Annotated in this window: 20 protein-coding genes and 1 pseudogene; 11 read left to right on the top strand and 10 right to left on the bottom strand. The window is 38.6% G+C overall.

All coding sequences use genetic code 11. From position 1 onward, the window contains the following. Positions 1–69: 69 nt before the first annotated feature. The 7 genes from HMPREF9456_RS15485 (at position 70) to HMPREF9456_RS15515 (ending at position 7,801) form a co-directional block, all read left to right on the top strand. On the top strand, positions 70–942 hold the full coding sequence (locus HMPREF9456_RS15485) for a murein hydrolase activator EnvC family protein (RefSeq protein ID WP_006844506.1): 873 nt from the start codon (positions 70–72) through the stop codon (positions 940–942). 24 nt (positions 943–966) lie between these two features. Then, on the top strand, positions 967–2,115 hold the full coding sequence (locus HMPREF9456_RS15490) for a 1-deoxy-D-xylulose-5-phosphate reductoisomerase (RefSeq protein WP_006844507.1): 1,149 nt from the start codon (positions 967–969) through the stop codon (positions 2,113–2,115). 17 nt (positions 2,116–2,132) lie between these two features. After that, positions 2,133–3,470, top strand: a complete 1,338-nt coding sequence (gene rseP, locus HMPREF9456_RS15495; protein WP_006844508.1) for an RIP metalloprotease RseP — start codon at positions 2,133–2,135, stop codon at positions 3,468–3,470. Positions 3,471–3,475: 5 nt separating this feature from the next. Beyond that, positions 3,476–4,426 carry a methylenetetrahydrofolate reductase gene (locus tag HMPREF9456_RS15500; RefSeq protein WP_006844509.1) on the top strand — a complete coding sequence of 317 codons (951 nt, stop codon included), beginning with the start codon at positions 3,476–3,478 and terminating at the stop codon, positions 4,424–4,426. Between the two features lie 172 nt (positions 4,427–4,598). Beyond that, positions 4,599–5,726, top strand: a complete 1,128-nt coding sequence (holB, locus tag HMPREF9456_RS15505) for a DNA polymerase III subunit delta' (RefSeq protein ID WP_006844510.1) — start codon at positions 4,599–4,601, stop codon at positions 5,724–5,726. A 58-nt stretch (positions 5,727–5,784) separates the two neighbouring features. Beyond that, positions 5,785–7,332: a PSP1 domain-containing protein gene (locus HMPREF9456_RS15510; RefSeq protein ID WP_006844511.1), complete on the top strand. Its 1,548-nt coding sequence runs from the start codon at positions 5,785–5,787 to the stop codon at positions 7,330–7,332. Beyond that, positions 7,325–7,801, top strand: a complete 477-nt coding sequence (locus HMPREF9456_RS15515; RefSeq protein ID WP_245531038.1) for a gliding motility lipoprotein GldH — start codon at positions 7,325–7,327, stop codon at positions 7,799–7,801. Before HMPREF9456_RS15510 ends, HMPREF9456_RS15515 begins: the two co-directional genes overlap by 8 nt. On the opposite strand, the gene HMPREF9456_RS15520 is transcribed toward HMPREF9456_RS15515, so the two are convergent. After that, on the bottom strand, positions 7,802–8,401 hold the full coding sequence (locus tag HMPREF9456_RS15520) for a ribonuclease HII (protein WP_006844513.1): 600 nt from the start codon (positions 8,399–8,401) through the stop codon (positions 7,802–7,804). A 2-nt stretch (positions 8,402–8,403) separates the two neighbouring features. Continuing rightward, positions 8,404–9,645, bottom strand: a complete 1,242-nt coding sequence (locus HMPREF9456_RS15525) for a metallophosphoesterase family protein (RefSeq protein ID WP_147591773.1) — start codon at positions 9,643–9,645, stop codon at positions 8,404–8,406. An 88-nt stretch (positions 9,646–9,733) separates the two neighbouring features. On the opposite strand from HMPREF9456_RS15525, the gene HMPREF9456_RS15530 reads away from it, so the two are divergent. The 3 genes and pseudogenes from HMPREF9456_RS15530 (at position 9,734) to HMPREF9456_RS15540 (ending at position 12,741) form a co-directional block, all read left to right on the top strand. Continuing rightward, positions 9,734–11,284 carry a glycoside hydrolase family 10-like protein gene (locus HMPREF9456_RS15530; protein WP_006844515.1) on the top strand — a complete coding sequence of 517 codons (1,551 nt, stop codon included), beginning with the start codon at positions 9,734–9,736 and terminating at the stop codon, positions 11,282–11,284. Between the two features lie 24 nt (positions 11,285–11,308). Next, positions 11,309–12,421: pseudogene (locus tag HMPREF9456_RS15535) on the top strand (THUMP domain-containing class I SAM-dependent RNA methyltransferase); the annotation flags it as partial. 44 nt (positions 12,422–12,465) lie between these two features. Next, a complete protein-coding gene (locus tag HMPREF9456_RS15540) occupies positions 12,466–12,741 on the top strand; it encodes a DUF4884 domain-containing protein (protein ID WP_006844517.1) in 276 nt (91 codons plus the stop codon). 1 nt (position 12,742) lies between these two features. On the opposite strand, the gene HMPREF9456_RS15545 is transcribed toward HMPREF9456_RS15540, so the two are convergent. The 8 genes from HMPREF9456_RS15545 to miaB form a co-directional block, all read right to left on the bottom strand. Further along, on the bottom strand, positions 12,743–13,351 hold the full coding sequence (locus tag HMPREF9456_RS15545) for an aminotransferase class IV (RefSeq protein WP_006844518.1): 609 nt from the start codon (positions 13,349–13,351) through the stop codon (positions 12,743–12,745). Next, the gene (locus HMPREF9456_RS15550) at positions 13,348–14,325 is read right to left on the bottom strand and encodes an aminodeoxychorismate synthase component I (RefSeq protein WP_006844519.1); all 978 of its coding nucleotides are present in this window, start codon (positions 14,323–14,325) and stop codon (positions 13,348–13,350) included. Before HMPREF9456_RS15550 ends, HMPREF9456_RS15545 begins: the two co-directional genes overlap by 4 nt. 124 nt (positions 14,326–14,449) lie before the next feature. Beyond that, positions 14,450–15,202: a DUF6599 family protein gene (locus HMPREF9456_RS15555; RefSeq protein WP_006844520.1), complete on the bottom strand. Its 753-nt coding sequence runs from the start codon at positions 15,200–15,202 to the stop codon at positions 14,450–14,452. Next, entirely contained in the window at positions 15,203–16,354 is a 1,152-nt protein-coding gene (locus HMPREF9456_RS15560) for a DUF362 domain-containing protein (RefSeq protein WP_006844521.1), read from the bottom strand. 114 nt (positions 16,355–16,468) lie between these two features. Continuing rightward, the gene (locus HMPREF9456_RS15565) at positions 16,469–16,837 is read right to left on the bottom strand and encodes a hypothetical protein (protein ID WP_006844522.1); all 369 of its coding nucleotides are present in this window, start codon (positions 16,835–16,837) and stop codon (positions 16,469–16,471) included. Next, complete coding sequence (locus HMPREF9456_RS15570; protein ID WP_006844523.1) at positions 16,824–17,204, bottom strand: phage holin family protein; 381 nt, start codon at positions 17,202–17,204, stop codon at positions 16,824–16,826. The genes HMPREF9456_RS15565 and HMPREF9456_RS15570 overlap by 14 nt, the downstream gene beginning before the upstream one ends. After that, positions 17,194–17,397 carry a hypothetical protein gene (locus tag HMPREF9456_RS15575; protein WP_006844524.1) on the bottom strand — a complete coding sequence of 68 codons (204 nt, stop codon included), beginning with the start codon at positions 17,395–17,397 and terminating at the stop codon, positions 17,194–17,196. Before HMPREF9456_RS15575 ends, HMPREF9456_RS15570 begins: the two co-directional genes overlap by 11 nt. 221 nt (positions 17,398–17,618) lie before the next feature. Beyond that, positions 17,619–18,989: a tRNA (N6-isopentenyl adenosine(37)-C2)-methylthiotransferase MiaB gene (gene miaB, locus HMPREF9456_RS15580; RefSeq protein WP_006844525.1), complete on the bottom strand. Its 1,371-nt coding sequence runs from the start codon at positions 18,987–18,989 to the stop codon at positions 17,619–17,621. Positions 18,990–19,209: 220 nt separating this feature from the next. On the opposite strand from miaB, the gene HMPREF9456_RS15585 reads away from it, so the two are divergent. Next, a complete protein-coding gene (locus HMPREF9456_RS15585; RefSeq protein WP_006844526.1) occupies positions 19,210–20,889 on the top strand; it encodes a PNGase F N-terminal domain-containing protein in 1,680 nt (559 codons plus the stop codon). Positions 20,890–20,895 lie beyond the last annotated feature (6 nt).

Here is a 20,895-nt window from a genome sequence, read left to right on the forward strand (position 1 = left end):
GGTCTATAGTGTGTCTTGTGCACAAAGTGTATAGGCACACCATCAGTAGTAGCGTGATCAAAAAAATGAATGGTTAAGAAGAAAAAGAACAAACATGATATATGGAAGCGGTTACATTTCAAGTACCGTCTTTCTGTAATGAACGAAAATACACTTGAGGAAGTATGGAGCATAAAGGCATCCATGTTTTCAGGAGGTGTGTTGTTTTTGTTATTTGCTATATCTCTCGTTACTATTACCTCGTTTCTTATTATCGCTACACCTATACGATATTATCTGCCCGGATATCTCGATGCTGAAGTCAGAGAAAAGGCTTTGAGAGCTGCTATCAGGGTTGATTCGCTCCAGCAACAACTCAACTATCAGGAGGCATATATCAATAACCTGAAGAATGTTTTTACCGGTGTTCTCGATGTTGATTCTGTGAAAATAACCGATACGATATCCGTTTCGGAAAATGATCCGTTGTTGAAAAGGACAGAGAAAGAGAAAGTTTTTGTAGATCGCTATGAAGATAAAGAGCGGTATAATTTATCCGTTATCTCTCCTACTGCTTCGGGGCCGATGGAAGGTGTCGTTTTCTTTAAGCCATTGAAAGGATTGGTAGTTAGTAAATTTAATCCGTCAAACGACCGTTATGGTATTGATCTCAAAGTTGCATCTCAGGAAACCGTTTTGGCGGTACTTGAAGGTACAGTTGTTTTCTCGGGTTATGATTTTACAACAGGATATACTATGCAAATTCAACATAAAAATGGGTTTGTCTCAATTTATAAGAACAATACGTTACTTCTAAAAAAAGTAGGGGATAAAGTTCGTACCGGAGAAGCGATTGCCGTTATCGGTGATGGCAAGGCTAAAGAGAATGCAGGTTCAGTTCTAGGCTTTGAGCTTTGGTATAAAGGAAATCCTGTAAACCCTGAAGATTATATAGCTTTTTAATAAAAGCCCAGAAATAGAATATACATGAAACGAAATATTGCAATACTTGGCTCTACCGGCTCTATAGGAACACAGGCTCTCGATGTGATCAGGGAACACAAAAACGAGTTTGAGATATATGCACTTACAGCCAATAATAATGCAGATTTGCTGATCGCACAGGCTCGGGAATTTATGCCCGAGGTAGTAGTGATTGCCAACGAGGATAAGTATGCGTACGTAAAAGATGCTTTGTCGGATCTTCCTCTAAAGGTTTGGTGTGGATGTGATGCTATCGCACAAGTGGTGGCGAGTGAGCCTATTAATATGGTATTGACAGCCATGGTAGGTTATTCGGGCTTGAAACCCACGATAAATGCAATCAAAGCAAAAAAGGCGATTGCGCTTGCCAACAAAGAGACTCTCGTTGTAGCAGGAGAATTAATCACAAATCTGGCTATCGAAAATAAAGTGCCTATTCTCCCTGTTGATTCGGAGCATTCTGCGATATTCCAGTGCCTGAATGGAGAGAATTCTCAAATAGAAAAAATATTATTAACCGCTTCGGGTGGGCCATTTCGTAAACATTCGAAAGAGCAGCTGCAAAGCGTTACTAAAAAAGAAGCCCTAAAGCATCCCAACTGGGATATGGGTGCAAAGGTGACTATCGATTCTGCCTCGTTGATGAATAAGGGGCTGGAAATGATAGAAGCCAAATGGCTCTTCGGAGTTGAACCCGATCAGATTGAAGTGGTGGTGCATCCCCAATCGATAATTCATTCTATGGTACAATTCCAAGATGCGTCTATCATTGCTCAACTGGGCTTGCCGGATATGCATCTGCCTATACAATATGCACTTGCTTATCCCAAACGGTTAAAATCGAATTTTGAAAGGCTTGATTTCTTTAAGCTGCAAACAATGACTTTCGAAAAACCCGACACAGACAGATTCCGTAATCTGGCTTTTGCTTTTGAGGCGGCAAGGCTCAAAGGAAATATGGCATGTATAATGAATGCTGCGAATGAGATTGCTGTTGAGGCATTTTTACACGACAAAGTCGGTTTTTTGGAAATGAGTGACGTGATAGAAAAAACAATGCAGAAGGTATCCTTTGTACATACACCAACGTATGACGACTATGTGCAGACAGACACAGAGGCTCGTTGTATAGCAAAAGAGTTTATCAAATAACACTATAATAATTTTTAATGGAAACTATTTTAATTAAGGCGTTACAACTAATATTAAGTTTATCTATACTTGTTGTTATACACGAGTTCGGGCACTTTCTTTTTGCCCGCCTTTTCAAAATAAGAGTCGAAAAGTTCTATCTTTTCTTCAATCCATGGTTCTCGCTGTTTAAATTTAAACCCAAAAACAGCGATACAGAGTATGGTATCGGCTGGTTGCCCCTAGGTGGCTATGTGAAGATATCGGGAATGATAGATGAGTCTATGGACAAGGAACAGATGGCGCAACCTGCACAGCCTTGGGAATTTCGTTCCAAACCGGCATGGCAGAGACTATTGGTGATGGTTGGCGGAGTGCTGTTTAACTTTATATTAGCAATAATCATATATGGAATAATCCTATTTTCGTGGGGAGACTCGTATATCCCTGTAAAGTCGGTGAAAAATGGTATGACATTTTCTCAGACGGCAAAAGAACTGGGCGGATACCAAGAACGTGACATCATTCTTAGCATAGATGGCAAGGATATGAACAACCGCAGTGGCGTGTTGAACATGAATACCTTTATGCAATTCCTTGATGCGAAGCAGGTTGTTGTAGAACGCGAAGGCAAACAGGTGACTTTGACCATGCCCGAAAAATTTGCAGAAAATGTTATTGGTGCTGAAGACCTGCAACCGCCATATTATTATTGGACGTCAACTCTTTTGGATACAGTATCCGATGCTGCTAAAGCGGCCGGTTTACAAAAAGGAGATAGTATTCTTTCTGTAAACGGAAATAATGTGACATCTTGGATGCAGCTTTCGGGAGAAATCTCTAAAAAAGAAAATAAAGGAAAACATATAGCAATCACTTATATGCGTGACTCACTTACCGCAACAGTGAATGTCTTGGTAAACGATGAAAATAAAATAGGGATAGGTGGTGTAAGTCCGATATACGAAGTTAAAACAGATAAGTTTAGTTTCTTGAAAGCGATACCATCAGGTGCAGTTCTTGGTGTGGAAACGCTGAAAGGCTACGTAGCTCAGATGCGTTTTGTGTTTTCGTCGAAGGGAGTGCAAAATCTGAGTGGCTTTGCCGGAATCGGGAATCTTTTCCCTCCTGTTTGGGATTGGCACGCTTTCTGGTCGATGACTGCATTTCTATCTATCGTTCTTGCATTTATGAACATATTGCCTATTCCGGCTTTGGATGGTGGACATATTATGTTCTTGTTGTACGAAGTCATTACAAGGCGTCAACCGAACGAAAAGTTTATGGAAAGAGCTCAGATGGCAGGTATGATTTTCTTATTGCTCTTGCTTGTGGTGGCAAATGGAAATGATATAATCAGAATCTTTTTCAAGTAAAAAATATGACTATTACAGAATTAATCAATAAAAGTGATAAAACTGCTTTCTCTTTCGAAATTCTTCCTCCATTGAAGGGGAACAATATAGAGAAGGTATACAATATAATAGATAAGTTAATTGAGTTTGATCCTCAGTATATTAATATAACAACTCACCATAGCGAGTACCTCGATCAGCAAATGCCCGATGGTACAGTAAAAAGGGTGAATATACGCAAGCGTCCCGGTTCTGTGGCTATTGCGGCTTCTATTCAGCACAAATACAATGTGACAGCTGTTCCGCACATGATATGCAAAGGCTTCTCTCAGGAGGAAACTGAATATGCGCTTATCGATCTCAACTTCTTGCATGTGCAAAACCTGCTATTGCTTAGAGGCGATACAAAGCGACTTGCGCCAGAGCAGATATATCCTAACCGAAATGAATATGCGACAGACCTTCAGCTACAGGTGAATAACTTCAATGAAGGTATTGCGGCAGATGGAAGCTTATTCGAAAAAAATGCGACTCCTTTTTCTTACGGGATGGCATGTTATCCTGAGGTTCATGAAGATGCGGTCAGCGCAGAATCCGATATTTTCTATATGAAGCAAAAAGCAGACAATGGTGCAGAATATTTTGTCACTCAAATGTTTTTTGATAATCAGAAATATTTCTCATTTGTAGAAAAGTGTAGAGAAGCAGGAATTACGCAGCCTATCATACCGGGTGTGAAGCCTATTGTTTTGATGAGCCAGCTGGAAGTATTGCCAAGAATATTCCGTTCGAGCATACCCGAGGAGTTAGCCGTTGAACTAAGAAAATGTAAGACCGATGACGACGCAAAAGAAGTTGGGATAGAGTGGGGTATTAAGCAGTCTAAGGAGCTTATTGAATATGGAGTTCCTAGTATACACTTTTATTCTTTGCTTGCAACGGAGAGTGTAAGACGTATTGCTAAAGAGATTTACTAGAATTTATCTCTATATAAGAGTGTTCTTATAAAAAAGGTAACAATAAAGTAACAACAAAATAGACGTTTATTCTGTCACTTTTGTCACCTTTTGAAAATAAATATTTGAATATTAATTTTTTATGTTTCTAAAGGTTTGTTACTTTTGATGTGTGACTGATAACTGAAAAAGAATGTTTTTTAAAGATATTGTAGGGCAGAGTGAAGTAAAAGAGAGGCTTGTTACATCGGCAAGGAAGGGGCTTATTCCCCATGCTCAGCTTTTTTGCGGACCTGAGGGAGTCGGTAAATTCCCTTTAGCGTTGGCTTACGCCCAATATCTTAACTGTGAAAATCCGACGGATAACGATTCGTGCGGAAAATGTGCATCTTGCGTCAAATATGCTCATTTAACTCATCCCGACCTTCACTTTGTTTTCCCTATCGTAAAGAAAGCGGCGAAGAAAAAAGAGGTTTGTGATGATTATATAGCCGATTGGAGAGAATTTGTAAAGCAACACAACTATTATTTTAACCTTACCCAGTGGTTAGATCATATAGATGCCGAAAACTCTCAAGGGCTTATTTATGCGAAGGAAAGCGAGGAGATTCTGCGTAAGTTGAGCCTTCGTATATATGAAGCCAAATATAAGATAATGATCATCTGGCTTCCCGAAAAGATGCATGAGTCTTGTGCAAATAAGTTGTTGAAGATTATAGAAGAACCGACAGATAATACCATATTTCTGCTTGTATCCGATACGCCGGATAATATTATAACAACTATTCAGTCTCGTTGTCAGCGTATCAATGTGCATGGTGTAGCCGAAAGTGATATTGTGCAGGCGCTTGAATCTGAATATAATATTTTACCCGATGATGCGGCTAATGTTGCCCATTTATCGAAAGGTAGTTACTTGAAGGCTGTGGAAACGATCAGCCTAAACGAAGAACATAAGTTCTTTTTCAATCTGTTTGTGCAGATGATGAGAGCTTCTTATGCTCGTAACATAAAGGAAATAAAGACTATCGGTAATGAACTCGCAGCAATAGGACGGGAGAATCAAAAAAGCTTCCTGATATATAGTCAGCGGATGGTTCGCGAATATTTTGTAAGTAACTTGCATCAGCCCGAAATTACTTATTTGGCTCAGGATGAGGCTAATTTTGGAATACGCTTTGCGCCGTTTATCAACGAACGTAATATTGTAGGTTTTATGGATGAACTGGCTTTGGCAGAAAGACATATAGAACAAAATGTAAACGCCAAGATGGTGTTTTTCGATCTTTGTTTGAAAATAACAATGCTGATTAAACAATAAATATAAACCCACAAAGCTAGAAAAGGGGCTTTGTCTTAATTAATTAAAATGAATAACAATGGATTCAAATCAAAATACATTTAATCCTGCCATGGACTGTCAGGGCACTTGCAAAACTCCGATAGGGTGTACTTGTGCCAAGGCAAATCGAAAGGCACTTGTTACAGTCGCTACTAGCGAATCGCAGAAGCAGGCGGTAACGAAAACATGTGGCAGCCAATCCGGTGGAGGTTGCGGCTGTCAGTCGGGAGGCGGCTGTAGTTGCCAATCGGGAGGCGGTTGTCAGTCTAAAAAAGGCGGATGTTGCAGCGGTACTAATAAATTGGAAGTTTACAATTGGCTTGAAGATCTTCCGGAGATACCGGGCGAATCGCAGATGGTTGAGGTTCAATTCAAGAATACACGTAAAGGCTATTATCTCAATAGTAATAATATAGAACTATTCAGAGGAGATATTGTTGCGGTAGAAGCCACACCGGGACACGATATCGGAGAAGTGACGCTTACAGGTAAACTGGTGAAACTTCAAATGTTAAAGAATAACTATCGTGGAGAAACTAAGCGCATTTACCGCATAGCGAAACAAAACGATATAGAGAAATGGGAAGAAGCTAAATCGAAAGAACATAAAACAATGCTTCGTTCCAGAGAGATAGCCGAAGAGCTCAAGCTTGCTATGAAGATCAGTGATGTGGAATATCAAGGGGATGGTAACAAGGCTATTTTTTATTATATAGCAGACGAGCGTGTCGACTTTCGTCAGTTGATAAAAGTATATGCTTCCGAGTTTCGTGTGAAAATAGAGATGAAGCAGATTGGAGCACGTCAGGAAGCCGGTAGAGTTGGAGGTATTGGTCCTTGTGGGCGAGAACTTTGTTGTTCCAGCTCGATGTCTAACTTTATCTCGGTATCTACATCAGCCGCTCGATTGCAAGATATTCCACTCAATCCTCAGAAATTGGCGGGGCAATGTGGCAAGCTCAAATGTTGTCTCAATTTTGAAGTAGATACTTACGTGGAGGCTCAGCGAAAATTGCCATCGCGCGAAGTAATCCTCGAAACAAAAGATTCGTCTTATTATCATTTCAAGACAGATATACTTTCGGGAACAATGACGTATTCCACAGATAAGAATTTTGCGGCAAACCTTATTTCTTTACCTAAAGACAGGGTTTTTGATGTGATGAGGATGAATAAGAGAGGAGACAGGCCTCTACATCTGGCTATGGAATCTCAAGAGCAAACAGAGAAGCCAACATCACATGATATATTGCAAGAAAATATCAATCGCTTTGATGATAATGGAAATGGCAATAACCGTAATAATAAGAAAAAGAAGTTTGTAAAAAACAATAAGGGAGAAAACCCGAAACAGGGAAATGGACAGCCGGCCAATAATCAGCCGAATAGTAAGCCTCAAATAAATAAAGTTCAGGCAGGAAATAATAACAGGCCGCAACAACAAGCTGAAGCTAATTCTCAGGGTAACCCCAATCCGAATCCCAATTCGAATCCAAACCCGAATCGGAATAAAAATAAAAACAGACACAACAGAAACAGATCGAACCGCAATGGAAATTCGGAACAGAAGAAGCCTGATGCATAAAGTTTTTTTTGCGTTATGTGCTATGTTGCTAATCCTTATAAATATCTCCTGTGACAAGCAGGAGATATACTATCATTTTCATGAACTAAAGGATGAGGCATGGGCACAAAACGATACGCTTGTGTTTGATATAGATTCTACGCTTTTCGAACTGAATAGGCCTTATAATCTTACAATAGAGGTTACCAATAGCGTGAGTTATCCTTATCAGAATATCTGGTTTTTTGTTCAGTCAAATATTGATGCTGACTCTGTGTTCGTTGATACTTCTAAAGAATTCTTACTAGCAGATAAACTTGGAAAATGGCAGGGATCAGGGTTTGGCACATTGTATCAATCTTCTCTTCCATTCGGAGAAATCACCTTTAAGGAAAAGCGAAACTACCGTATCAAGATAGAACACGGCATGCGAGATCAGACCTTGAGGGGTATAGAGAAAGTAGGCATTAAGATATCTAAGCCTCAATAATCAGAAGTCTAACTTCAACTGCTTGTCAGTTAAATTGAATGTTAACCTGTGATAAGGCGTGACACCATATTTCTCTATTGCTTCACGATGTTTTTTTGTTGGGTAGCCTTTGTTGTGATCCCAATCATATAGCGGATGCTCTCTATGTAAATTGAGCATGTAGTCGTCTCTGTATGTTTTAGCTAATACCGATGCCGCAGCAATAGGCAATAGCTTGCCATCTCCTTTTACAACACACGTGTGTGGTATATCTTCGTATTTGCGGAAGCGATTACCGTCAATTAATAAATGTTGTGGACGTGTCTTTAGGCTTGCTACAGCTCGTTGCATGGCAAGAAACGAGGCATTCAGTATGTTGATCTCATCTATCTCTTTCTGATTTACAATACCGATGGCCCAAGCCAGAGCTTGCTCTTCGATAAGAGGACGTAATGCATACCTTTCTTTTTCGGTCAGTTGTTTTGAGTCGTTTAGCTTTTCACAGATAAAGTCTTTGGGTAATATAACAGCCGCTGCAAATACAGCTCCCGCCAGACATCCTCTTCCGGCTTCGTCACATCCGGCTTCTATAAGGTCAGGGTATAATGATAGTTCTAACATTTCTAAAACTTAATATACAGGTTATTGTCTTCAGGAGGAAAATCCAACTCTATCTCATTTGTATTCATAGGGATATCCATTGTTTCAGATAGTTTTTCAAGAGACTCCTTTAAGGATTTGTCAACCTTTTCGTCTCCATAAGCATGTTTGATAAATATTTGTCCTATTATATCAGCAAAGAGATCGTATGTTTCTTCCGAAAGATTATATCCTAGTTTGTTGATCTTACCTTTGGCAAGGGTGGTAGATAATTTAAGCATTCGCTGTTTATCTTCTTCGGCCAGATAGGGATTGCCGGGGATTGATGTTACATTTTCAGTCTTTATCTTCATGCCGTTAGCATCCAGCTCCACAAAACGATAAGAGAATGGATAGGCTGATAAAGTCCCGGTTTCTATATCATATATCACATTCCCTTTGTCGGAGGTAAAGGCTGTGATGTCATTCGAATGAAAGTGCCCTGTAAAGATTGCTTTTATGCCATTGTCTGCAAACAGGTTTGCTAATCTTAGGTAATCCTCTACGAGGTAGTCTTTGAAGAATGAAGACTGATACATGATATGCTCTGCAAAGCCCCAGTGCATCATACCTATCACTTGCTTATTCTTTTGTTTGGCTTCTCTTAAAATCTCAAGTATCCATTTTTCGGAATCGGGAGAGATCTTTCCGGCTGTTATGCTGCCGGTTGTATACTCTCTATATCTGGCTGCATCTATGGCGAGAAGCCATGTTTGATCATCGAGGGAGGCGACATAGCTTAATGAATTGTTATCCCTTTTCAGAGCACTTCCATAGCCACAGTCTTTGTAGATCGAGGCAAAGTCATCGGGAGATATGTTTGCTACAGGTAATTTCTTGTCTCCCTTATACTCCGAAGCATTTGGCATATTAACATCATGGTTGCCGGGGATAACATATATTTTGACTCCCTTATCTTGTAGGGGTTTTAGCTTTTTTAGGAAGTCAAGATGGCTTAACTTTTCTCCGTCTTTGGTAATATCGCCGCAAATAAGTAGTATTTGTATATCACTGTTAAGATACTCATTTAGCACTTGATCCAGAACTTGTGGTACATCCTTGATATTCTTACCACTGGAAGCTATATAATCATTTAAGGCTTGCCCTTCTTCCATCAATTGTTCCGACAGATAGTGGGTATCTGTAATTACTCCGATTCTTAATGGCTCCTTGGCAATAGAACAGGATGAAATAAAAAGAAGCACATAAAATAATAGATATTTCACTGTAATTTCGTTTGATATAGACAAAAGTAAAGTATTTATTCTAGTTATTATTCCTATTTTTGCAGATGCATAATTAAATAATGTTACAATGTACAAGAACAAAGCCCTTCTTTTTTCTATACTAACAATTACTATAATTTTATTATCATCTTGCGGTTCTCAGAAACAACGTGTGAAATTCTCCGATATATCCCATCCCAAAAGGGAGTTTAGGGGTGCATGGTTGAGTACTGCTTGGCAATCGAGATATAAGACAATGAATTCATCTCAGATGAAAGCATACTTTACAAATATATTAGATCAAATGCAAGCAGATGGTATCAATGCTGTTATATTTCAGGCTCGTCCCTATGCCGATGCTTTTTACAAATCGGATCTCGAACCTTGGAGTGCTTTCCTTACGGGAATACAAGGAAAAGCTCCCGATGGAGGTTTTGACCCGTTAGCCTTTCTTGTAGATGAGTGTCATAAGCGAAATATGGAATTACATGCCTGGTTGAATCCTTACCGGGTATCGTCAGGAACTAGTGATGTGTTTTCCAAAAATCATATTTATCATAAATATCCTGAACGTTTTGTGAAATATGATAATAAAATATACTTTGATCCGGGTATTCCTGCCAACCGACAATTTATTTGTGATGTAGTTAAGGATATAGTCATGCGCTATGATGTGGATGCTATTCACATGGACGATTATTTCTACCCTTATCCTGTTGCAGGGCAATCTTTCCCTGATGATAACAGCTTCAATACATATGGTAGACCGCAAGGCTTCTCTCAGAATCAGCGAGCAGACTGGCGTCGCAACAATGTGAATCTGTTGATACAAGATGTGAAGCATACCATACAGACTACAAAGCCATGGGTGAGATTTGGTATCAGCCCTTTTGGAATATATAGGAATAAGAGAAGTACTTCGGATGGTTCGGGAAGTAATACCAGTGGATTGCAAAACTATGACGATTTGTATGCTGACGTTAAGCTCTGGGTGAAAAATGGCTGGATAGATTATAATATGCCTCAAATATATTGGGAAATAGGACATACTGCAGCAGACTATAAGACATTGATAGAATGGTGGGCGAATAATAATTTCGGACAACCTCTCTATATTGGTCAGGATATAAAGAGAACAATGGATGCAACAACTCAGCCTTCGGGAGACAATCAGTTGGCAGAGAAGATGCTTCTGTCTCGCAGTTTTACCACAGTGCATGGAAATTGTTTCTGGCCTGCTTATGAACTATTGGACAACTATAAGGGAATAGCTAGCCGTTTGCAATCTAATTATCATAAATATCCTGCTCTTATCCCTGCATATACCCACATGTACAAGAAGCAGCCCAAAAAGGTGAGCAACTTGAAAGAGTCGTTTACTGCAACTACTCATACATTGCAATGGGATGCAAAGTCTGATAAATATGATCCGGAGACGGCTCAATATTATGTTGTTTATCGTTTTGCAAAAGGAGAAAAGGAAAATTTGGAGAATGCTCAGAATATTGTTTCTATCACAAGACAGAAAAGTATAGTACTCCCCTATGAAGGAGGAGCTAAAGAATATAAATATGTTGTAACGGCTGTAGATGCTTTCCATAACGAATCGAAAGGAAAATCTAAGAAGTTGAAATTATAAAGGATGATAAAAAGAGAGTTTAAAATGATCGCCAAAACAATGGCGGGACTAGAAGATGTGTTGGCCGAAGAATTAATAGGCTTAGGTGCAAACAATCTCGAGATAGGCAAGCGTATGGTTTCTTTCGAAGGCGACCTTGCTTTAATGTATAAAGCTAACATACAGTGCCGTACTGCTCTTCGTATACTTCGTCCTGTCTATGAATTTAAGGCAAAGACTACTGATGATATATACAAGAAGGTAAAAGCCATGAACTGGTTTGAACACCTTACAGAGGATAGTACCTTCGCTATAGATGCAATAACCTTTTCGGACTACTTTACACACTCCAAATTTGTAGCATATCGCGTAAAGGATGCTATTGCCGATTACTTTATGCAAAGGACAGAGAAACGTCCTTCGGTAAATGTAGAAAATCCTGACTTGCTAATTAACTTTCATGTAGCTCATGATAAATGTACCCTTTCGTTCGATAGTTCGGGAGAGTCTTTGCACAAAAGAGGATATCGAGTTGCTCAGACTGAAGCTCCTTTGAATGAGGTGCTGGCTGCGGGAATGATCCTTAAAACAGGCTGGCGAGGAGGATCTGACTTTATAGATCCGATGTGTGGGTCGGGTACTCTGCTGATAGAGGCTGCGATGATAGCCATGAATGTACCACCGGGAATCTATCGTCAGAATTTTGCTTTTGAGAAGTGGAAAAACTTCAATGCAGACTTGTTTGAAACGATATATAACGATGACTCCGGAGAACGTGAGTTTAAGCATAAAATATATGGTTCGGATATCTCATCCGAGGCTATTGCTATTGCTGCGAAGAATGTAAAGAGTGCCGGATTAGATAAATGTATTGATCTGAAAGTGATGCCTTTTGAGAACTATACAGAGGCTCCATCCGAAAATGCTATTTTGGTTACGAATCCTCCTTATGGTGAAAGAATAAAACCCGAAGATTTATTTGGCTTATATGAAAATATAGGTGAGCGGTTGAAGCATGTATTTATGGGCTATTCGGCATGGATACTTAGCTATAAGAAAGAGTGCTTTGACAAAATCGGATTGAAGCCTTCTAAGAAAATCCAACTGGTAAATGGCTCTTTACAATGTGAATTCCGTAAATATGATATATTTGCTGGAAAGAAGTATCCAAAGAAAGAAGATTAACTTAATATAGAAATATTATGAAAGCATTACTAAGTCTATTTGGTTTGATCCTTGTGTTTAGTTTTCACTCTTGCTATTCAGGCCGTCCGCTAGTGGAAGCTCCTTCTCAGAATAATAAGACATACGAGGTCTCATATCTCTTTGAGCATGATGGATGTAAAGTTTATCGTTTCTATGACATGGGGAATTATGTATATTTTACAAACTGTAAAGGTAATATTACGGCTATAAATACCGACTCTACAAAAAATAGAGTTCAAACTGTTATTGATGCAGATTTGACTCTAAAGTAATTTACAGGCTATCTATCTTTAGCCTTGATATGGGTATGCTGATGTTATCCGTAATATCCATCATTGCGTTTATTAAGTACAGTTTTCTATAGTCTTCAATATCCTCGATCCGAATTACCTTTTCTTTAATAACTCTTTCTTTTAAAAGTGTTTGTCTTTTTGTGCCCGGTAGCAGATATGTAGAAGGAGTAAATAAGCCTTTATCACTTTCGAATACTACATTCGTGAATGACGTATCGGTTACAAATCCATTTTTGACAACCAGTATATCATCACAATTTTCTTTCTGCGCCATCAATTTTTCAAAGGCTGTTCTATCGGCATACTTGAAAGAATAATCGATCGAGTTATTATGGATGACCTTTAAGCTGTTTATTTCTCGAAATTTATAATGATAATATTCTATCGACAGACTGTCAAGAGAGTACACAATACGGCATTTTACCAATCCTTCGCGGAATTCTAAAGGAATATCTTCATTCTTTAATGAGAATGGAATAGTAGAACCGAAAAAAGACTGTAACGTAAAGTTCATTCTTTCTATATGTGCAGGAAGATTGAAGATCTTACCATTACAAATTTTTATTACTTCAGAGAATGATTGCTTCATACAATTGGTAGATAAATTTTTTCTAAAACTTCTTTATATTCCTCTTCACAATTGCTATAGGCTGTGATACCCCCTCCACTGCGAAAATAATATTGGTTGCCGTCATTTTCTATATAACGAATTATAACAGCCGAATCCAATTCATTCCCATCATAATATCCGCATACTCCTGTATAATATCCTCGGGATTCTTTTTCTGCATTTTGTATAATTTTTCTTGTAGCATCTTTGGGCGCACCCGAAATAGACCCTGCAGGAAGCATTCCAAAGATAATATCCCCATAATTAAGATAATTCTCTTCACGTAGCGTCCCTGTTATCTCTGAGCTGACCTGTAAAATATCGTTTTTGTTTGTCCTGATACGATCTATATATCTGAATCTGTTTACCCTTACATTATCAGCTATAATGCTAAGATCGTTGCGTAGAAGGTCTACTATTGTATTATGCTCAGCTGTTTCTTTATAGTCACTTAGTATTATCTGTTCGGCATCGGGGATGTTTGCATCTATAGTTCCCTTCATGGGATTGGTTGAAATAGTCTTTCCCACTATTTTGACAAAACGCTCGGGGGAGAAGCAGACAAACTTATTTGGATATAGCACTTTGTAGGAAGCGTTACTTTGAAAGAAAATATCTTCGAGAGTAAGATCAAAAGAAACAGGCGTTTTTATTGTGAGGTTGGTCAAATAAGAGTATCCTTCTTTTAATCCTTTATGTACAATATCAAATTTTTCCTTATAGTCAGAATAGGGGGTAGGAATGTAATTGAATGAAGATACTTTTTTTATGGTCTCTTTTTCAGGAGCATTCCCCTTTCCGCAGAATTGAAATAAAACATCAGTTTGCAACAAAGGATTATCGATAAATAAACCTTCTGTTTGTTCAAAGTTGATAGCAAAGAAGAACGGCTTTCCTTCCCTGCCATATATATTCATTTTATGTCTTATCTCATTTGTATCTGTCGTTGTCATAGAACAGGTTTTGATGAAAAAGTAACAAAAGTAACACTTTTTATGCTGTTTTTATCTGTCACTTTCTCTGTATCCAGATTATAAACCCTTTCTATATAGATAAAGTTTTGAGGTTTTTGTGATTTTAAAAACCGAATACCCCCGTGTCATTACTATCCTCTTTCTTCGGACATTTTAAGTAAACGTACTTATCTTCTATTTTGAGTATATTTTCTTTTGGGACTCTTTCTATTAGCTTCGCCATATTTTTATCATCAGTCGGATAAATGAGTACTGTATTGCTTTTCGAAGCAAGCCATATATCGGAGAAAGATATGTCTTCTATCCATTTCAAAAGCGATGGTTGAGCATTTGATATAGACAGATTTCCTTTTAAGTATTTTATAGACGATGAATAAGGAATCTCTTTCCTCATTTCTAATGGTAAAGATATTCTTTTCATATTGAGCGTATCTACGTACAGATAAAGAAGCTCATCGGCATTCCTTTTAGCTTTGTTCGAGCCGGACTGAAAAACGATTGAAACATATTTATTCCCAATTGCTGCCTGATATTGGTACGCAGATGAGCAATTGAAAAAACGAAGGGTGTCGGCTCTCATACATTTGAATGTATGTAAGGAATATATCCCAAAGGCATTTTCGGGAGACGACATTTCATAAATATCTATTGTATATTTCTCCTCCTTGTATTTTATATCTCTCGTTGTTAGTTTTTCGAATCCATATTCGAGATATAAGTCGGAGCCTCCATTCATAAAACCATATAGACCTGTCCCTACAAAAGTACGTTCCTTTTCGATCGTGATATCCGACAACGTTTGTCCTACTGAAAAAAGCGGGAGTAATGATAAAAACGTTAAGAAAAAGTATTTCATCTAAGCTAGATTTACTTCTGTTAGGTCTATTTTATTCTTGTCTGCCACTCCGAGCTTTAGTTCCTCTGCCAGAATCATAAACTTGAGAGCAGCCGGTTTATCTTCGGACTGAATACCTTCTTCTATCCTTTTTGCTATCACAATGTCATGTCCTATGCGGTCAACGGCGACAGGATCGGTTCCCACCAGAATAGTATTGTAATTGCATATAAATTGAGGATTCGCTGCAGGTCCTCCTTCGAAACAACCTATCAACCCGTCCACAATATTCAAAACAACTTTGTCTCGCAGCGGCGGGAAGGCACATACATAGGCAGAAGTCTCGTGCCATAAATCCTTATGGAGTCTTGCGGTATTTGAGATAGAGCCAAACGCAAGGTTTTTCATACAAAGAGTAACCGATGATCCTGCGTTTTTCAATACAGGGAGATTGATGATTTTTGTTACTTTTTGGGTGCAGATCTTCGTGAAATAAGAATATTTTCCTCCGTTCACCATAAAAGGCATGGTATAAGCGTCATACTCACCTTCTATATCAGCATAGAAATAATGATCTTTATCAATGCGCTCTTCGCTGTATAGTTTCCCTTCGCTATTGTAGTAGCTGCCCGAAGCATCTTCACACTCAGTACCTGTGATGGTAATGCCGGGATAATTTTCTTCTGTATATCCTGTTTCATGCAGTTGCATTTCCCGCCTGTCCCATATTACCATGTTGCTTCGGGGTATGCCTGCTTCTTTCAGTTGTTTTACTACCGCTTGTGTAATGGCATGCGATGTTGTCAATAGTTTTCCCGCTACAGGGTTAACCTTTAGACCTATTACGTCGTCTTTGCCGACAAATTGTAGCCAAGCCTTGTTGATATCGCTTTCTCCCGTAAGTTTCAGAATTGATTCTTTTAGCATCTCAAAAACGGTCTCCTCCGAAGGTTTACCGTCAGTAACAGCCAAGCTATGATTGACTCTGACTACTTTACCCGGATATTTACCCGGCATAGAAGATCCGGTTCTGGGAATAGATAGGGCATCCTTTATATTTGTCTCAGGCTTTACATCGGTATAGGTGAGGGTTGGAGCAGCTTTAAGGATAGGAGAAACTGTTGCACCTAGTCCACCGATAACTAATGACTTAAAGAATTTACGTCTTTCCATAGTGCGAAGGTTAAATTAACTGATTATCAAAAGTAAATAAATAATTTGATATCCAATAATAGTCTAAAAACAAAAACAAGAAAGGTGAATTTCCTTTCTTGTTTCTGTTTTATTTTAGTCGTTATCTTTATCCTTCTCCTTTTTTTTCTTTCCCGAGAAGATCGATTTTAGTTTCTTTATTACAAACCGCCATATTATTGGCTGCACAATTTCCCATATTACGGGGTAATAAGCGGTTAATCCGCTAAGCAGACCGCTTGATGTTGAGGTTTCTTCTTGTCGTTTTTTACTTTTGGATGATCCCCCGAATCCAAATACGCTCAGTACAGAGTTTATAGTACTTTGAAAAATCAGTGAACCTGCATTGTCTGATAGATACGCCCAATGCTCGGATAGACGTTCTTCACCTTTCTTGCATTCAAGTCTTACTAATTCTTTTTCTTGACGCAGTTCTTCTAATGGTGTCAATCTACTCTTCATCATTTGTATCTATTTTACGCATAAATCTTATAGTATTCTGTAATATCGATTGTTGTATCTTTTTCCGAAAAAGAACTACAAGCAATAAAACAAATAATGAAAACAGAGTCATGATTCCAAAGCCTACAGCCAAGCTATTGAATAATTCTCCAAGAAAAAAAGCCATACCAATAAGCCCGAAGAATAAAATAACAGCAACAATAGCTATTATTATTAAGCCATATCCCAAACCGGAGGCAGATAAACCTATCTTCTCAAAAGTATCCAGTTTAAACAAACGGATACGTCTGTTGATATAGCTTAATAAATCTAATTTAATTTCTTCAATTAAGATTCCTAAGCTTTTTTCTTCTTCGGAGTTATTCAACATCGTCTCTTAATTCTTCCAGTTTATGTTTGCCTCTGCCGGCTGCGTTTCTTACATTTCCTTTTACTTTGTCTACCAGGCTGTTTATATCTTTCAGCCATTCTTCCTTTTTGTCAGAAGCAGCAACATAGCCAACAGCTGCACCTAACGCAGCACCTATAGCCAAGAACAATAAGTTCGAACCTGTTTTATTCATAATTATTTATTTTATAAATTAATTCTACATTAATATAATAACGAGTGAGAGTATCAATAAATTTCATCAACTCAACACTTTATTATAAATTGGATTGATCACTAAATAATACGGGCTAAACCGCTAATAATCTTCTTGCTTTCCCTAAAAGGACAGCTAATATAGCTATTTTTTGAAATATCAAAAATATTTTTCAGTAAAAATAACTATTAGCCCGATTGTTATATCGCTTCGCCGAATAGTGTAGCCGAAGTATTCCCTGTTACTTTTACGGTAACAAAGTCTCCTATGCGATGGTTTCCTTTGTCGAAAATAACAACTTTGTTTTGGGATGTTCGTCCAAAAAGTTGTTCCCTCGAGCGTTTAGAGAATCCTTCAACAAGTACTTCAAATACTTTGCCTACATCTCGCTTGTTGCTTTCAAGAGAGCATTCGTTTTGCAAATCTATAATTTCCTGTAAACGTTTTATTTTAACATCTTCAGGTATATCATCTTCTAATTTTTTTGAAGCGTATGTTCCCGGACGTTCCGAATACTTGAACATAAATGCCGAGTCGAAACATACTTCACGCATCAGTGATAGTGTTTCTTGCTGATCTTCTTCCGTTTCAGAATGAAAGCCGCACATGATATCAGTAGATATGCCGCATCCCGGTATGATACGTTTAATCGCTTCGATACGGTTCAGATACCACTCTCTGTCATATTTTCTCTTCATCACGTTTAGCATCTTGCTACTTCCCGATTGCACAGGTAGATGGATAAACTTACACAGGTTATCGTATTTTGCGATTACCTCCAGTGTTTCATCTGTCATGTCTGTGGGATAAGAGGTTGTAAATCGGATACGCATTTTAGGTGCGGCCTTCGCTGTCATTTCCAATAGAGCAGGGAAATCTACAACGCTGCCGTCTTCGTTTGTGAAGCGATACGAGTTGACATTCTGTCCCAACAATGTGGCTTCCTTAAATCCTTTGTCTCGCAGATTTTCCAATTCGTTAAGGATACTCTGTGGCGAACGGCTTCGTTCACGACCTCTTGTATAAGGCACTATACAATACGAACATACCTTATCGCATCCACGCATAATGGATATAAAGCCCGAAATGTGGTTTCCTCCAATACGCAGAGGGATCACATCTTTATACGTTTCGGTTTTGGATAGTTGAACATTGATTGCTTTGTTGCCATTTTCGGCAGCTCCTACCAGATTAGGCAGGTCGAGGTAGGCATCGGGGCCTACTACAACATCTACATGATGCTTGTCGTGTAGCTCTTCTTTCACTCGTTCGGCCATACAACCCAAAACACCAATAATCATATTTGGCTTCTTCTTTCTCTTAAGGGCGTTGAAATAGTCGAGACGTTGAATAACTCTTTGCTCGGCGTTGTCACGTATCGAGCATGTGTTTACAAAAACAGCATCGGCTTCTTCCAGCTTATCTGTCATGGTATAACCATCCATTTGCATTACGGATGCAACAACCTCGCTGTCTGCTACATTCATTTGACAGCCGTAGGTTTCGATGAACAGTTTTTTGTCTTCGGTTGAAATCGTGGATTTAAAGTCCAGTCCTTTCTCGTTGTTCATAGAAATATATTTTAATATGTAATTAAGCTTCGATGATTTATCTCAAAACATCTTTGGCTGGCAAAAATACGAAGAAAAATGGAATTGTTTATTTGTTTTGTGCTTTTTAAGGGAATGTCTAAAGAATGGTCGTTAAATATTTGAATGTTTTTCAATCAATCCGTGATTATCTTTATCTTTGTCCGTTGACCTAAAAACTCTTTTATCTAAAATATATTTTATGAAAAGGAACCTATTTTTATTCCAATTATTACTTATCGCATTTGTAATGAATGCTCAACCTAAGAAAGATTTTAAAACAGTGCGTATCACCTACCAGACAAGTATGAATGGTAAAGCTTACGAAGGAGCAAATACCATCGTAGAGATATGCGGAACTGATGTGCAAATAAGTCGTAAATATGCCGAAGTGCAAGAGGGTACTCCGATACAATACACCTATCTTGATTATGCAACAAATGAAGAAACTAAAACTGCAAAGTTGGCAAATGGAAATGAGTTTTATACTACCCGATCATTTACATTAAATGATAAACTGGAATTTTTACCCGAAACAGAAACTATTGCCGGCTACCTCTGCAAAAAAGCAAAGACTGTTATTAATTCTAATACGATAGAAATATGGTATACAACTCAATTAGGAGTCAAAGGATCTATGCAGCCCGGTGTTGGTTTGCCGGATGGAGTTGTGCTCAAAGTGGTAAGGAACGGGCAATACGAAGAAAAAGCAACAAAGATTGATTTGCTAAAAGAGATAGTGAATGTAAAACCTGTTCTTAAAGGTGATAAGCTGACAGCCCCTGCTTATAATTACCGTATACAGCAAAGCCAGGTTATTGTGGCTGACGTGTTTAATAATCAGAGTATCTACTTTAGGGATATTCCTAAGCCGGAGCAGTTGAACGATACAGAAATAATGCAATTTGCGAATGGTTCTATCGTTCTGAAAAAAGTAAAACTTCCTGCCGATAATAGTAGCTATTCTATTTTTGCAGAGCTGGCCCAACATTCTGAAGGTGATGCTTATGACCGTACGGGTAGCGTCTTTATCGTGCCTACCGATAGGAAGCAATCATTTATGGATGGATTGTTAAAAGGAAGAGAAGCATTGCCTCAATATACCGATAAACATGGAAAATCGTATGAGGGAATGGTTGCTACAGAAGATTATTTGCCGCCTCTCGAGTTGATGCGTTTTTATACTTCATTCGGGGTAAAGGGATATAATCATATCGAAGTAGCTGAATACAACTGGCCGGATTCTGTAGTGTTTAAACAAGAAATTACAGACTATGCCAAGTATCTGAAAAATGAAGTGTGGGTAGGTGCATGGATTGGAAATTATGCGAAAAACGGGCATAATATTTCTTTGAAGATTAAGTATTATCCGAACGAAAAGCGTGCAGAGAAAGAAGTATATCCTCTGTTTACAACTACAAATATTATGGAGATGGCAGGACAGGCTTATCCTGACGGATTGTTTCGCAATGATTCTCTGACCGTGAACTTCAAAACAGATGTAGACCTCAAAGATGCTTATATCCGTTATATATCTACAGGCCATGGCGGCTGGGGTGGAGGAGACGAATTTAATCCGAAGCTTAACGAGATATTTATGGATGGCTCTCGCCTGATAGCTTACACTCCTTGGCGCGAAGATTGCGGCAGCTATAGAGAGTTGAACCCGGCTTCGGGTAATTTCGCAAATGGTTTGTCTTCATCCGATCTAAGTCGTTCGGGCTGGTGTCCGGGTACAGTGAGTTACCCTGTGTTTATACACATTGGGGATGTGAAGGCAGGCGAACATCAACTGAAGGTAGCGATACCCGTGGGAGACCCCGAAGGTAGTGCGTTAAGTTATTGGTGTATCTCAGGAGTGTTAGTGGGCGATAAGAAATAAGACTAT

Origin of the sequence: Dysgonomonas mossii DSM 22836 (assembly GCF_000213575.1) — a bacterium.
Lineage (GTDB): Bacteria > Bacteroidota > Bacteroidia > Bacteroidales > Dysgonomonadaceae > Dysgonomonas > Dysgonomonas mossii.